At 53.1% G+C, this 15,078-nt stretch carries 14 protein-coding genes; 9 read left to right on the top strand and 5 right to left on the bottom strand.

Annotation, left to right across the window (positions count from 1 at the left end; all coding sequences use genetic code 11):
* Positions 1-107: 107 nt before the first annotated feature.
* Together recN and nadK are read right to left on the bottom strand one after the other, a co-directional pair.
* Complete coding sequence (recN, locus tag CMR03_RS23310) at positions 108-1,769, bottom strand: DNA repair protein RecN (RefSeq protein WP_096012794.1); 1,662 nt, start codon at positions 1,767-1,769, stop codon at positions 108-110.
* Between the two features lie 84 nt (positions 1,770-1,853).
* On the bottom strand, positions 1,854-2,732 hold the full coding sequence (nadK, locus tag CMR03_RS23315) for an NAD(+) kinase (RefSeq protein WP_063880608.1): 879 nt from the start codon (positions 2,730-2,732) through the stop codon (positions 1,854-1,856).
* Positions 2,733-2,854: 122 nt separating this feature from the next.
* On the opposite strand from nadK, the gene grpE reads away from it, so the two are divergent.
* Positions 2,855-3,436, top strand: a complete 582-nt coding sequence (gene grpE, locus CMR03_RS23320) for a nucleotide exchange factor GrpE (protein WP_063880607.1) — start codon at positions 2,855-2,857, stop codon at positions 3,434-3,436.
* A 57-nt stretch (positions 3,437-3,493) separates the two neighbouring features.
* On the opposite strand, the gene ung is transcribed toward grpE, so the two are convergent.
* Positions 3,494-4,174: a uracil-DNA glycosylase gene (gene ung / locus CMR03_RS23325; RefSeq protein WP_063880606.1), complete on the bottom strand. Its 681-nt coding sequence runs from the start codon at positions 4,172-4,174 to the stop codon at positions 3,494-3,496.
* A gap of 257 nt (positions 4,175-4,431) precedes the next feature.
* Here ung and grcA point away from each other — a divergent pair, with 257 nt between their 5' ends.
* Entirely contained in the window at positions 4,432-4,815 is a 384-nt protein-coding gene (gene grcA, locus CMR03_RS23330) for an autonomous glycyl radical cofactor GrcA (RefSeq protein WP_063880605.1), read from the top strand.
* A 208-nt stretch (positions 4,816-5,023) separates the two neighbouring features.
* Here grcA and srmB read toward each other — a convergent pair whose 3' ends face one another.
* The gene (gene srmB, locus CMR03_RS23335) at positions 5,024-6,352 is read right to left on the bottom strand and encodes an ATP-dependent RNA helicase SrmB (RefSeq protein WP_063880604.1); all 1,329 of its coding nucleotides are present in this window, start codon (positions 6,350-6,352) and stop codon (positions 5,024-5,026) included.
* A 167-nt stretch (positions 6,353-6,519) separates the two neighbouring features.
* On the opposite strand from srmB, the gene trmN reads away from it, so the two are divergent.
* Positions 6,520-7,272, top strand: a complete 753-nt coding sequence (gene trmN / locus CMR03_RS23340) for a tRNA(1)(Val) (adenine(37)-N(6))-methyltransferase TrmN (protein WP_096012795.1) — start codon at positions 6,520-6,522, stop codon at positions 7,270-7,272.
* Here trmN and nadB read toward each other — a convergent pair.
* Positions 7,254-8,915: an L-aspartate oxidase gene (gene nadB / locus CMR03_RS23345; RefSeq protein WP_096012796.1), complete on the bottom strand. Its 1,662-nt coding sequence runs from the start codon at positions 8,913-8,915 to the stop codon at positions 7,254-7,256. The genes trmN and nadB overlap by 19 nt on opposite strands.
* A 371-nt stretch (positions 8,916-9,286) precedes the next feature.
* Here nadB and rpoE point away from each other — a divergent pair, with 371 nt between their 5' ends.
* The 6 genes from rpoE (at position 9,287) to lepB (ending at position 14,959) form a co-directional block, all read left to right on the top strand.
* Entirely contained in the window at positions 9,287-9,865 is a 579-nt protein-coding gene (rpoE, locus tag CMR03_RS23350) for an RNA polymerase sigma factor RpoE (RefSeq protein ID WP_006120509.1), read from the top strand.
* A 26-nt stretch (positions 9,866-9,891) separates the two neighbouring features.
* Positions 9,892-10,539 (top strand): anti-sigma-E factor RseA, encoded by a 648-nt coding sequence (gene rseA / locus CMR03_RS23355; RefSeq protein WP_096012797.1) that lies wholly within the window; start codon positions 9,892-9,894, stop codon positions 10,537-10,539.
* Positions 10,539-11,495, top strand: a complete 957-nt coding sequence (gene rseB / locus CMR03_RS23360; protein ID WP_096012798.1) for a sigma-E factor regulatory protein RseB — start codon at positions 10,539-10,541, stop codon at positions 11,493-11,495. The genes rseA and rseB overlap by 1 nt, the downstream gene beginning before the upstream one ends.
* Entirely contained in the window at positions 11,492-11,956 is a 465-nt protein-coding gene (rseC, locus tag CMR03_RS23365; protein ID WP_096012799.1) for a SoxR-reducing system protein RseC, read from the top strand. The genes rseB and rseC overlap by 4 nt, the downstream gene beginning before the upstream one ends.
* Positions 11,957-12,175: 219 nt before the next feature.
* The gene (gene lepA, locus CMR03_RS23370; RefSeq protein ID WP_063880599.1) at positions 12,176-13,975 is read left to right on the top strand and encodes a translation elongation factor 4; all 1,800 of its coding nucleotides are present in this window, start codon (positions 12,176-12,178) and stop codon (positions 13,973-13,975) included.
* Positions 13,976-13,984: 9 nt separating this feature from the next.
* Positions 13,985-14,959 (top strand): signal peptidase I, encoded by a 975-nt coding sequence (lepB, locus tag CMR03_RS23375; protein ID WP_096012800.1) that lies wholly within the window; start codon positions 13,985-13,987, stop codon positions 14,957-14,959.
* The last annotated feature ends 119 nt before the right edge of the window (positions 14,960-15,078 follow it).

The raw sequence follows: 15,078 nt of genomic DNA on the forward strand, positions 1-15,078 counted from the left end.
GGCTTTATTATTCAGGCGACATTAGCTGTCGATGATAATAAACCTTTTCGCTATTGGAAACCTCTACAGAGCATGCATATGACCACGCTGTGGTAAAAAAGTGCATATCAGGCCGCTAAAAGTTCTTTCGCGTTAGCCAGTGTGTTGCGGGTGACCTCGCTGCCGCCCAGTAAGCGCGCCAGTTCCTGCAGGCGTGCGCGCTTATCCAGAGGCTGCATGTGCGTTTCCGTCATTTCGCCATCGGTTTCCTTGCTGACATAGAAATGCTGATGCCCACAACCCGCCACCTGCGGCAGATGGGTTACGCACATGACCTGGGTGGATTCCCCAAGCTGGCGCAACATTTTACCCACTACCGCAGCCGTCGGACCGCTAATCCCCACGTCAACTTCGTCGAAAATCATCGCCGGCGTTTCCATTTTCTTAGCGGTGATAACCTGAATCGCCAGCGCGATACGCGACAGTTCACCCCCAGAGGCGACTTTACCCAGCGGCTGTAATGGCTGTCCGGGGTTGGTGGTCACCTGAAAATCAATGCGGCTGGCACCGTCGGCGGTCAGTTGCTCAGGGTTGAAGATCAGCTCAATGGCAAAGCGACCGTGCGGCATAGAGAGCAAATGCATGCTTTGGGTAATCAACTGCTGTAACTCGGTTGCATAAAGGCTGCGCTGAGCGTGCAGTTGCTCTGCACACTGGAGGGCTGCGTTGTAGTGTTCGGTTACCAACGTCTGCAGGCTTTCCTGGTCGCTTTCCTGCTGTGACAGCAGTTCCGCTTCATCCAGCAGTTGCTGGTGCACAGCGGGCAGGCCTTCTGGTGCCACATGATGCTTGCGGGCCAGGGCGATTTGTCGGGAGATACGCTGTTCCAGCTCATAGAGGCGGTTCGGGTCCAGATCCAGACTGTCGCAGTAGTGGCGCAGTTCGTCACTGGCTTCGCTCAACTGAATCGCCGCTTCTTCCAGCAGGTTATAAACGCCGCTCACCTTGTCATCCAGCGCGCTGAGTTCAGACAGCATCTGACGCGCGCTGTACAGCATGCTGTTCAGGTTGGTGTCATCGCTGTCGGCTAACAGCTGAAGCGCCTGCTGACTGGTCGACAACAGCTGGCCGCTGTTGGCCAGACGTTTGTACTCTTCGTCAATCTGCTCAAACTCGCCTGCCACCGGGGCAAACTCGTTCAGCTCTTTAAGCTGATACTGTAACAACTCACGGCGGGATTCACGCTCCTGCGCCTGCTGCTGATGCTGCGCCAGCGTACGGCAGCTCTGGTGCCACGTCTGGTAGGACGCACGCATTGCAACAAGCAAGTCGTCATGACCGGCGTAGGCATCCAGCAGGTGCTTCTGATGATCGGACTTGAGCAGCAACTGATGGGCATGCTGTCCGTGAATCTGAATCAGTAACTGGCCCAGGTCGCGTAACTGAGAGAGGGGAACGGCTGTGCCATTGATAAAGCCGCGTGAGCGACCATCGGCGCTGATAACACGGCGCAGCAGGCACTCGCTACCGTCATCCAGATGATTGTCAGTCAGCCAGCGCTGTGCCGACGGCGAGGCTTTGATTTGAAAACGCGCACACAAGTCCGCGCGACTGGCGCCCTGACGCACCATATCCGCATCGGCACGGCCGCCAAGGCACAACCCAAGCGCATCGATAGCAATAGATTTACCTGCACCGGTTTCACCGGTGATGGCGGTCATACCGCGTTGAAAATCAATGTCGAGCTCACGAACGATAGCGAAATTGCTGATGGTCAGTTGTGCCAGCATAGCGTCACCTGTATGAATAAACACATATGGTTTTTCATACAGTATAAACTGGTTTTTTATACAGTAAAGAGGGCGCGGTCATTTTCAGAACAATTTTTTTGACCAGCCCAGTTTCGAACTCAGCGTGTTGAAATAACTGTAGTTTTTAGGATGGATAAGATTGAGATGGTTTTCGCTGCGGCGAATCAGCACATCTTCCCCTTCCTGGATAGGCAGCGCAATCTGGCTGTCACAGCTGATCTCAAGGTCGTTACGACGTGCCGAAAAACGGAGCCGAATCGTACTGCTGCTGTTAATTACCAGCGGGCGCGCGGACAAGGTGTGCGGGAACATGGGCACAATGGTAATGGCGTCCAGAGAGGGCGTTAAAATCGGGCCGCCGGCGGAAAGCGAATAGGCGGTCGATCCGGTGGGCGTAGAAATAATCAGGCCGTCCGAACGCTGCGAGAAGGCAAAAACTTCGTCGATATAAACTTCAAACTCAATCATGTGGGCGACTTTGCCCGGATGCAGCACCACTTCATTGATGGCGCTGCCGATACGCGGCGAGCAATCCGACTTGCACACCTGCGCTTCCAGCAGAAAGCGGCTTTCAACAAAATAGTTGCCGTTCAGCACTTCATCGAGCTGGTGATGCGCGTTGTCAGGGTCAAGATCGGTTAAAAACCCCAAGTTGCCGCGGTTAATGCCAATCACTTTAATGTCATAACGCGCCAGCACTCTGGCCGCGCCTAACATATTACCGTCACCTCCCACCACAACGGCCAGATCGGCTTTTTGACCGATTTCAGCCAGCGTACCGGTCTGGACATCGCCAAGCGACAGTTCCTGCGCAATCTGCTGTTCAACAATAACGGGATAGCCTTTGGCGGTCAGCCAGCGACACAGCATTTCATGCGTCGTGAGTGCGGTAGGATGGCGTGGATGGCCCACAATACCAATACAGTTAAAGTGTTTGTTCATCGAGTGGGTGTTCCTCATAAGCCAAATCGGCACGATGATGTGACGTGTTCCCTTGAAACCGTCAAACCAATCCCCATAATAAGCCAACCAGCGAAGTGAATGTGCAAAACGCGGAGAAATTCATGAGTAGTAAAGAACAGAACACCCCAAACGAGCAAGTCTCAGACGAAATTCAACAGGATCAACATCAACCTCAGGACGCGGAGACAGCAGTAGAGGTGGATCCGCGTGATGAGCGCATCGCTCAGCTTGAAGCTGAGTTAGCCCAGTTGCAGACGGGCGTACGTGATGCTCAACTGCGTGCGCAGGCCGAAATTGAAAACGTTCGCCGCCGCACCGAAATGGATATTGAAAAAGCGCACAAGTTTGCGCTGGAGAAGTTTGCCAATGAGCTGCTTCCGGTGATTGATAGCCTGGAACGTGCGCTGGAACTGGCAAACAAAGAAGACGAGAAGTCTGCCTCTATGGTTGAAGGCATTGAGCTTACGCTGAAATCCCTGCTGGGCGCGGTGCGTAAATTCGGTGTTGAAGTGGTTGGTGAAACCGGTGTGCCGTTTAACCCGGAAGTGCACCAGGCGATGTCGATGATGGAATCTGAGGATTTCGAGCCGAACCACGTGATGATGGTGATGCAACCCGGTTATACGCTGAATGGCCGCCTGCTGCGTCCGGCCATGGTTGCCGTGGCGAAAGCGAAAGCCTGATCATTGCTTTATCCTGCAACGGCCGCGCACTGACGCGGCCGTTTGTGTTTATGGCGTTTACTCAGGTAAGACCGGCGTCCAGTTAATTGGCGTTTTACCGGCATCGCGTAACAACGCATTGGTTTTGGAAAAATGCTGGCAACCAAAGAAGCCACGATGTGCAGAAAGCGGGGAAGGGTGCGGAGCCTGCAGAACGTGATGGCGCTGGCGATCAATAATGCTGCCTTTCTTCTGCGCGTGTGAGCCCCAAAGTAAAAAGATCACGCCTTCACGCTGCTCATTGATAGCCTTGATCACCGTATCGGTAAAGGTTTCCCATCCCAGTCGGGCATGAGAATGCGCTTTACCGGCTTCAACGGTCAGTACGGTGTTCAGTAACATCACGCCCTGTTCCGCCCAACTGGCCAGATAACCATGATTGGGTTTCTCAAAGCCCGGAATATCCTGCTGCAACTCTTTGTACATGTTTTGCAATGACGGCGGTGTCTGTACGCCCGGCAGTACAGAGAAAGCCAGCCCGTGGGCCTGATGCGGGCCGTGATAAGGGTCCTGTCCCAGAATCACCACGTTCACATCGCCTAATTCGGTTAAGCGAAACGCGTTAAACACATCTTTCTGCGGCGGATAAACCGTTACGCCTGCAGCCCGCTGGTTAGCGACATGCTTAAGGGTTTCGATAAAGTAGGGTTTTTCTTTCTCTTCAGCCAGCACGTCATGCCAGGTCAGCTTTTCAGCCATGATCAACTCCCTTGTATTTCGAACCTTAAGCTTAGCGGTTCACTCTGCAGACATGAAGCCCAAAATTTTTTTAAAAATTAAACGAAACTTTCTTAGGGCGCGTTTTTAAAATCAAAAGCTTACCAGCGTGAGGATAAAACGCCCGATTGTAATTGATACAGGTCAAAGTCATGGTCGCTATCGGGTGATATACCAACAGCTCAAATTGACTGATTTACGGTGTTGGCAACCGTCAGCACGTTGTTGGAGGGATTGAAATGATCACAGGTATTCAGATTACCCAATCGAGTAATCCGGCTTTAATTAACTCGTTTTGGCTGCTGGACGAGGAAAAAGCGCAGGCGCGCTGTCTCTGTGCCGTCGCAGGCTATCAGGAGGATCAGATTGTGACGATTGGGGAACTCGGCGACGTCGCTTACCGTGAAGTGCCTGTCGAGGTGAAACCTCAGGTGCGCGTCGAGGGTGGACAGCATTTAAACGTCAACGTATTGCGCCGGGAAACGCTGGAAGATGCCGTGAAACATCCCGAGAAGTACCCACAGCTGACTATTCGCGTGTCGGGCTATGCCGTACGTTTTAACTCACTCACCGCTGAACAGCAGCGCGACGTGATTACCCGCACTTTTACAGAAAGTTTGTAACGGCTCTGGTGTCGAAATAAAACGCAACGCCTTATCCGGGAATTTGTTTCTATTAACAAGGAGATAACTTTTCGGGCAGGCGCGTCACGCCTGACTGTGAGGCCGGAGTAACCTGTTGGGCGTTAAAATGGCACTAAAGCGGTATTTACTGGCCTGATAAAATAAAAATCGCCTCATAAAGAGGCGATTTTTTTGAGCGGGTGTTGAATTATTCCGCACTCTCGCTGCCTGGCGTGCTGCCGCTTGGCTTGCGGCGCTTACCGACATTTTTGAGATCGCGATGACGTTTTTTAACCCGTGGTTTCTCTTCGTCTTTCGCTTTTTTCTCTGCACGCTTCACAAGCACCTTTTTCGACGGTTTTCCCGTGGATTTCGGTGATGGCGCACGGGTCACAGGACGCAGCTCATCAATCACGCGCGCCTTAAGTGGCTCATCCACATAACGACTGACTTTACCCAGCAGCAGATAATCGTGCGCTTCGACCAGCGAAATCGCAATGCCTTTACGACCGGCACGACCGGTGCGTCCAATGCGGTGCAGATAGGTGTCCGCCGTACGTGGCATATCGAAGTTAATCACGTGACTTACGTCGTCAACGTCGATACCGCGCGCAGCGATGTCCGTTGCTACCAGAATATTTACGCGTCCCTCAATCAGGCGCTTAATCGCCTCATTGCGTTTCGCCTGCACCATCTCACCTTCAAGGTAACTGGTACGAATGCCGGCATCGTGAAGCCAGCCGACCAGCTCATGCAGACGTTCACGCTTACGCACAAACACAATGGTGCGGGTGACTTCTGGCTGTTTTAACAGGTGAACCAGCAGTTTGGTTTTGTGCTCCAGGTCATCGGCCCGGTAATACCACTGCTGAATCTTTTTACGCTCGCGACGGCTGGGATCGGCTTCCAGTTCGACCGGATCGTTGAGCAGGCGCTCTGCAAAATCTTTGATGTGTTCGCCTTCCAGCGTGGCTGAAAACAGCAACGTCTGTTTGCGCCAGCGCGTTTCACCCGCGATGGTTTCGATATCCTGGGCAAAGCCCATATCCAGCATGCGGTCAGCTTCATCCAGAATCAGGGTTTCAACGGCGCGGCAATCAAAGTTTTCTTCTTTAATGTACTGCAGCAGACGTCCGGTGGTCGCCACCACCACGTCCTGATTCTCGCTAAACACTTCGGCGTGGTTCATATAGGCTACGCCGCCCGTGATCGTCGCAATATCCAGATGCGTATGCTTAGCCAGTTCACGCGCCTGGTCGGCAACCTGCATCGCCAGTTCGCGGGTTGGCGTTAAAATTAAAATGCGTGGCGGACCAGACTTTTTGCGTGGAAAATCGAGCAGGTGCTGCAACGCCGGTAATAAATACGCAGCGGTTTTCCCGGTCCCGGTAGGTGCCGAACCCAGAACGTCGCGGCCCTCCAGCGCGGGGGGAATGGCAGCAGCCTGAATTGCTGTAGGGCGCGTATAGCCTTTCTCCTGCAGCGCTTCAAGCAGGCTTTCGTCGAGTTCAAGTTCGGAAAATGTGGTTACGGTCATGTTCTACCTCAGTTTGGGGCGCTGATTATAGACAGATCGGACATAATCTTCATCTGTTTATCGGTATTGACTGCGCCAGATTACGTCAACGACGTGAATTCCCCAACCCACCACGTTACACTGACCCCTTGCCGTACGGCAGGTAAAAAGGTGAATGGTCGCTGAGTATGATGCAGGACAAGCCGCAGACGCGGCCACAATTAAAAAAGAATGGTTTTACCTTCAAGCAGTTTTTTGTTGCCCACGACCGTTGTGCGATGAAGGTCGGTACAGATGGTATTTTGCTGGGCGCATGGGCACCGGTGGCCGGGGTTAAGCGGATGCTTGATATCGGTGCTGGTTCGGGGCTGATTGCCCTGATGCTGGCCCAGCGTACTCCGTCAGCGGTTGACATTGATGCGGTAGAGTTAGATCCCGATGCCGCACAGCAGGCGCGCGAAAATATTCAGCATTCTCCATGGGCAACGCGGATTCATGTCCATCAGCAGGACATCGCCCAGTGGGCTGAAAACTGCGAAGCGCGCTACTCGCTTATCGTCAGTAATCCTCCTTATTTTGAGCCCGGTGTGGCCTGCGCGACGTCCGCTAGAGACAGTGCGCGCGCCACCGGTTCGTTAGATCACCAAACATTATTACGTTGTGCGGCCTCGCTGATTGAAGAAGAGGGGTTTTTCTGTGTGATCTTACCCGAAGCGACAGGGCAGCAGGTTATCGCCCAGGCGCAGGCTGACGGCTGGCATTTACGCTTTCGCTTTGACGTTGCGGAATACGCGCATCGCCCACCTCATCGGGTGCTACTGGGGTTTTCCCCCAGCGCAGGCGAAACCCTGTTTGAACGGCTGGCTATTCGCGACGCGGACAGACAATACTCTGAAGCCTGGCAAAGCCTGACGCGCGACTTCTATTTATTTATGTCATGACCGGGTTGCAGCACGGTAGGTTGTGCCTCGGGTAACAAATCAGGATAGTCGCGGATAAAATGCAACCCGCGACTCTCTTTCCTCTGCAGCGCACAGCGCACCATCAGTTCAGCCACCTGCACCAGGTTTCGCAGCTCCAGCAGGTTATTAGACAGGCGGAAGTGACGGTAGTACTCGTCTATTTCCTGTTGCAACAGCGTGATGCGACGCAATGCCCGCTCCAGCCGCTTGGTGGTGCGCACAATCCCCACGTAGTCCCACATAAACAGTCGCAGTTCATGCCAGTTATGCTGAATCACCACCCGTTCATCGGCATCATCCACCTGGCTGTCGTCCCAGGCCGGTAAGCTGTCTACAGCGTCAACCTCGGGTAAAATACGCAGCAGATCTTCCGCCGCCGACCAGCCATAGACAAGGCATTCGAGCAGTGAATTTGACGCCATGCGATTGGCACCGTGTAGGCCGGTATAGCTGACTTCGCCAATCGCGTACAAGCCGTTGATATCGGTGCGGCCCTGCTCGTTCACCATCACGCCGCCGCAGGTGTAATGGGCGGCGGGCACCACCGGGATCTTATCCTTCGTCAGGTCAAAGCCAAAGGTGAGCAGTTTTTCGTAAATCATGGGGAAGTGCGAACGCACAAACGCTTCAGGCTGATGACTGATGTCCAGATACATACAGTCCACGCCCAGGCGTTTCATTTCATGATCGATGGCGCGGGCGACAATATCGCGCGGTGCCAGCTCAGCGCGTGCATCAAAGTCGGGCATAAAACGCGAACCATCAGGCCGCACCAGCCAGGCACCTTCGCCGCGCAGCGCTTCGGTGAGCAGAAAGTTTTGTGCCTGGGGATGAAACAGGCAAGTGGGGTGAAACTGATTAAACTCCAGGTTAGCCACACGGCAACCTGCCCGCCATGCCATCGCAATGCCATCGCCCGATGCGACATCCGGATTCGTGGTGTACTGATACACTTTGGCGGCACCGCCTGTGGCCAGGACGACGGCGCGTGCGCGGCAGGTTTCAACCCGTTCGCGGTTACGGTTCCAGATCCAGGCACCGGTAACACGACGCGGGCCCGGCAGGCCGAGCTTATCTGAAAGAATAAGATCCACCGCGTTGGTGCGTTCAAGAATGCGGATATTCGGATGATGTAACGCCTGACCTACCAGCGTGGTTTCTACCTCGCGGCCCGTCGCGTCCGCGCTGTGCAGAATACGGCGATGACTGTGGCCGCCTTCTCGCGTCAGATGATAGCGCATCTCCCCCGCAGCCTGTGGATCGGTATCAAAGGCTACCCCGTTATCAATCAACCACTGTACGCAGTGACGCGCATTGCTGGCGACGAACGACACAGCAGCGCGATCGCATAAACCTGCCCCCGCGACCAGCGTGTCTTCAACATGCGAATCAATGCTGTCGGTTTCGTCAAAGACCGCCGCAATGCCGCCTTGCGCATACAGCGTCGAGCCTTCATTCACCTGCGCTTTGCTTAATACGGTGACCTGATAATGTTCTGCCAGACGCAATGCCAGCGACAATCCTGCCGCACCGCTGCCCACAATGAGTACATCACACTGATAATCTGAGGGAGAGAAAGTTGTCATGGTGTTTAATTTACTAAACAAGAATGGACCGAGCATAAGCGTTTGGTCGTTTTTTGTGAAGTATTTTGAACACAAACGGCACAGGATTCGCGCCTTTAAATTAATTTATCAGATATATCAAAAGGTTAATGTATAACGGCTTTAAGCAGGGTTTTTTATACCAAACTTAATCGATTACAAGGATTTAAAGATGAAAAAGCTGTTGTCATAGGTTACTCTGCCTGCGATTTGCGCGCTTTACACTGAACGAAAACCAACAAACTGTGTAATTCTGCCGTAAAGTGGCTAAAAAGAGGCTGAGAGTGAACTTTTCGCCACGCAAAGACTCAAAGCGCATGCTTGCTCAATAGCGGTGTGCTGGCAGTTCCTTAACGCATAAGAAAGTATTTGGGGAGACATTACCTCGGATGAGCGAGCAGTTAGCGGACCAGGTTCTTGTTGAACGGGTTCAGAAGGGGGATCAGAAGGCTTTCAACTTACTGGTAATTCGTTACCAGCATAAAGTGGCGAGCCTGGTCTCACGATATGTCCCTTCAGGCGATGTGCCTGATGTCGTTCAGGAATCATTCATTAAGGCTTATCGCGCACTGGATTCGTTCCGTGGCGATAGCGCGTTTTACACATGGCTGTATCGGATAGCAGTGAATACAGCAAAAAATTATTTGGTCGCTCAGGGACGGCGTCCGCCTTCCAGTGACGTTGATGCAATTGATGCTGAAAACTTCGAAAGTGCGGGCGCATTGAAAGAAATTTCGAACCCTGAGAACTTAATGTTGTCAGATGAACTGAAACAAATCGTCTTTCGTACCATCGAGGCGCTTCCTGAGGACTTGCGAATGGCAATTACCCTCAGGGAACTTGACGGTCTGAGCTATGAAGAGATCGCCGTCATTATGGATTGCCCGGTGGGCACGGTGAGGTCGCGTATCTTCCGTGCACGTGAGGCCATTGATAATAAAGTTCAACCGCTTATCCAACGTCAGTGATAACGGCTACTGGAAGGGTATTAGGCATGCAGAAAGAAAAACTTTCCGCTTTAATGGATGGTGAGGCTTTAGATAACGAGCTGTTTTCAGCGCTGTCTAAAGATGCAGATCTACAAAAAAGCTGGGAACGCTACCATCTCATCCGCGATACCATGCGCGGTGATGTTGGTGAGCACCTGCATTTTGATATTGCTGCGCGCGTCGCTGCTGCTATTGAAAAAGAGCCACAGCGCAACGTTACAACCTTGATCCCCGAAGCACAGCCCGAACCTTCTCGCTGGGAAAAAATGCCGTTCTGGCATAAAGTTCGCCCGTGGGCGGCACAGATTACCCAGGTTGGCGTCGCCGCCTGTGTTTCCCTGGCTGTTATCGTTGGCGTCCAGCATTACAACCAACCGGCCGGCGTCGAAAGTTCCGACTCGCCGGTGTTTAATACCTTACCTGTGATGGGTAAAGCCTCACCTGTGAGCCTGGGCGTGCCGTCTGATGCCTTTGGCGGCGGTAATGTCACGCAACAGGTGCAGGACCAGCGTCGCCGCGTCAATGCCATGCTGCAGGACTATGAACTCCAGCGTCGCCTCCATGCGGACCAGCTGCAGTTTGAAACCAATGCGCCTAAACAAGCGCAGGCCAATGTCCCTGGTAATCAGTCATTAGGAATGCAGCAGCAGTAATGAAGCCGCTATGGTATGCCGTCAGCCTTCTGGCAGGCAGCCTGTTGTGGCCATCTGCCGCCCCAGCGCAGGTTTCTGCGTCTGGGGCGTTATTGCAGCAGATGGAGCAGGCAAGCCAGACCCTCAACTACGAATTCGCCTATATCAATGTGTCCCGCCTTGGCATGGAATCGCTGCGCTATCGTCATGCGGTTATTGATGATCGCGTGTATGCGCAGGTGCTGCAGATGGACGGCCCGCGTCGTGAAGTGATTCAGCGCGGCAATGATATCAGCTATTTTGAACCCGGCATTGAGCCTTTCTCTCTGCCGGGCAATCACATTGTGGATGCGCTCCCGTCCATTATTTATGCCGATTTCGCCAAGCTGGATGTCGCCTATGACTTTATTACCGTAGGCCGCTCGCGCATTGCCGACCAGATGTGCGACGTGGTGCGCATCGTTTCACGCGATGGCACGCGCTACAGCTACGTTGTATGGCTGGACGTGGATACCAAGCTTCCTCTTCGCGTCGATTTGCTGGACCGCGATGGCGAAACGATGGAGCAATTCCGTGTTATCAGCTTTGCGGTCGATGATGGCGTACGTAATCTGATGCAGGGGCTGGAGAAAGCTAATCTGCCGCCGTCGTTGTCATTAACTAAAGCCGATAACGTCTCGTTAGACTGGCAGCCCGACTGGCTTCCCGCTGGAATGACGCTGGTGTCTCAAAGCCGTCGAATGATTCCCACATTAAATAAATCGCTAGAGTCACGGCTTTACAGCGATGGGCTGTTTAGCTTTGCCGTCAATGTGACGCCAGCAGATAAAAACAGCACCGCACAGACATTGCGCACGGGACGTCGTACGGTGCAGACCGTAATACGCGATAATAACGAGATTACGGTCGTCGGCGAGCTACCGCCCGTGACGGCAAAACGTATCGCAGACAGCGTCGAGCTCGGGGCAAAAAAATGATGAGAGAATGGGCCACCGTTGTGGCATGGCAGGATGGCATCGCCACGCTGCACACAGAAGCAAAAACGTCCTGCAACAGCTGCCAGGCTCGTAAAGGCTGTGGCAGCCATATGCTGAATAAGCTGGGTCCTAAGAATGCGCACGTGATGCAGATAGCCAGCAGCAAGCCACTGCAGCCAGGTCAGCGCGTTGAACTGGGCATCAAAGAGAGCAGCCTGCTGGGCTCTGCGCTGCTGGTTTATATGACGCCACTGTTCGGCCTGTTCCTGTTTGCCGGCCTGTTTCAGGCGCTGTTTGGCAGCGACCTGGCGGCAGCCAGCGGTGCGCTGTTAGGCGGTGTGGGCGGGTTTATCGTTGCTAAAGGCATTTCCATGAAATTTGGCGATCGTGAAGCCTTCCAGCCCGTTATTTTGAACATCGCTTTGCCGCCTGATGCGCTGCGCGTTGAAAGCGAAGCCTGATCCTCACTCAAGCCGCACTTGCTGCGGCTTTTGCCATTATGACTCCTCGCAAAAAACTGTTTCGTTTCCACAACGTTCCATTCTTTTATGCGCGGCCTTAACAGTGTAATATGCGTCGTCATTAATGAGGCTGACAGGATTGTGGGTTAAGAGCGATCTTCCTGAATGTGTCTGTGCTCAGGTTCCTAACTGATTCTCTACGTGAAGATATTCCTATAAATGAAGCACATAAGAAATTTCTCCATCATCGCCCACATTGACCATGGTAAATCCACGCTCTCTGACCGCTTGATTCAGATTTGCGGCGGATTAACTGCTCGCGAGATGGCCGCACAGGTTCTTGACTCTATGGACCTGGAGCGTGAGCGTGGCATTACGATTAAAGCGCAGAGCGTAACGCTCGATTACAAAGCGAAAGACGGCGAAACTTACCAGCTCAATTTCATCGACACACCGGGACACGTTGACTTCTCATATGAAGTTTCCCGCTCACTGGCAGCCTGTGAAGGCGCATTGCTGGTGGTTGATGCCGGACAGGGCGTAGAAGCACAAACCCTGGCCAACTGCTATACCGCACTTGAGATGGATCTGGAAGTCGTGCCGGTGCTGAATAAAATCGATTTGCCCGCTGCCGATCCCGATCGTGTTGCTCAGGAAATCGAAGACATCGTCGGAATTGATGCGACCGACGCTGTGCGTTGCTCGGCCAAAACTGGCGTGGGCGTTCCTGAAGTCCTGGAGCGTTTAGTCCGCGACATTCCGCCGCCAGAAGGTGATCCAGAAGCCCCGCTGCAGGCGCTGATTATCGACTCCTGGTTTGATAACTATCTTGGCGTCGTATCATTGGTGCGGGTAAAAAACGGCACCATGCGTAAAGGCGATAAAATTAAGGTACTGAGCACTGGTCAGGTCTACAATGCTGACCGACTGGGCATCTTCACGCCGAAGCGGGTTGATCGCAATGAACTCAACTGCGGCGAAGTTGGCTGGCTGGTCTGCGCCATCAAAGATATTCTTGGCGCGCCAGTGGGCGATACCCTGACAACCGCACGTAATCCGGCTGATAAAGCCTTACCGGGCTTTAAAAAAGTGAAGCCGCAGGTTTATGCCGGTCTGTTCCCTATCAGCTCTGATGATTATGAAGCCTTCCGTGATGCGCTGGGCAAGCTGAGTCTGAATGATGCCTCACTGTTCTACGAACCCGAAAGTTCAACGGCACTGGGCTTTGGTTTCCGCTGCGGCTTCCTGGGTCTGCTGCATATGGAGATCATTCAGGAACGTCTGGAACGTGAATACGATCTCGATCTGATCACAACCGCACCGACAGTGGTATACGAAGTGCAAACCACGAGCGGCGAAGTGGTCTATGTCGATAGCCCGTCAAAGCTTCCACCGCTCAATAATATCGAAGAGTTACGTGAACCCATTGCCGAGTGTCATATGTTGCTGCCTCAGGAGTACCTGGGCAACGTCATCACACTGTGCATCGAGAAACGTGGCTTCCAGACCAACATGGTTTACCACGGCAATCAGGTGGCACTGACCTATGAAATTCCGATGGCCGAAGTGGTGCTCGACTTCTTTGACCGTCTGAAATCAACGTCACGTGGCTATGCCTCACTGGACTATAATTTTAAACGTTTTCAGACCTCTGACATGGTGCGCGTCGACGTTCTGATCAACTCAGAACGTGTTGATGCGCTGGCGCTGATTACCCACCGTGAAAACGCACCTTATCGTGGACGTGATCTGGTTGAGAAAATGAAAGAACTCATCCCACGTCAGCAGTTTGATATTGCGATTCAGGCGGCTATCGGCAACCACATTATCGCTCGCTCGACCGTTAAACAGCTGCGTAAGAACGTTCTCGCCAAATGTTATGGCGGTGACGTCAGTCGTAAGAAAAAGCTGTTGCAGAAGCAGAAAGATGGTAAGAAGCGAATGAAGCAGGTCGGTAACGTTGAGCTGCCGCAGGAAGCATTCCTCGCCATTCTGCATGTCGGAAAAGACAGCAAATAAGGATCTCAAATGGCTAATATGTTCGCCCTGATACTGGCGATAGCGACATTGATTACCGGTATTCTTTGGGTGATTGATCGTATTAAGTGGGCACCACAGCGGCGTGCGGTGCAGGCGGCGGCGCAGGCGCAGGCCGGGGATTCACTCGACAGCAAAGCGCTGGCGAAGATGGCACCTAAGCCGGGCTGGATTGAAACCGCAGCATCAGTATTTCCGGTGTTGGCCGTGGTGTTCTTTGTGCGCTCTTTTGTTTATGAGCCATTCCAGATCCCGTCCGGTTCCATGATGCCAACCATGCTGATTGGGGACTTTATACTGGTCGAGAAGTTTGCCTACGGGATTAAAGACCCGATTACGCAAACGACGCTGATCCCGACCGGGCATCCAAAACGCGGTGATATCGCGGTATTTAAATACCCGAAAGATCCCAGCCTGGATTACATCAAACGCGTGATCGGTTTGCCTGGCGATCGGGTCACGTACGATCCGTACAGTAAAACGCTGACCATTAACCCGGCCTGCGATAACGGCAAACCTTGTAGCAAAGCGCTGCCTGTGACATACAGCAATATCGAACCCAGCAAATTTGTTCAGACGTTCAGCGGGTTTGACGGCAATGAAGCGGGTAATGGTTTCTATCAGTTACCGCTAAATGACAGCATGCAGGGTGGATTACGTCTGGCAACGCGCAAAGAAACGCTGGGCGATGTGACGCATGACATTCTGTTAGTAACCGAAGCACAAAGCCAGGCGAGCATGTATTATCAGCAGCCGGGTCAGCCGCAGGCTAGCTGGGTTGTGCCGCAGGGACAATATTTCATGATGGGCGATAACCGTGATAACAGCGCCGATAGCCGCTACTGGGGCTTTGTGCCCGAGCGCAATCTGGTGGGTAAAGCGGTCGCTATCTGGATGAGTTTCGAAAAACAAGAAGGTCAGTGGCCAACCGGCGTACGACTCAGTCGTATTGGTGGTATCCACTAACCGTAGCCTGACCGTCAGGCAAATAGGGTGGCCTCCATTTGGGGGCCACTGCACACCAAACAGAATGTGTTGGTTTTCCAGCCCTGTTTGGTATGCAGAGTGACAGACGCAAAACAGAA

Origin of the sequence: Pantoea allii (assembly GCF_002307475.1) — a bacterium.
In the GTDB taxonomy this organism is placed as follows: Bacteria; Pseudomonadota; Gammaproteobacteria; order Enterobacterales; family Enterobacteriaceae; genus Pantoea; species Pantoea allii.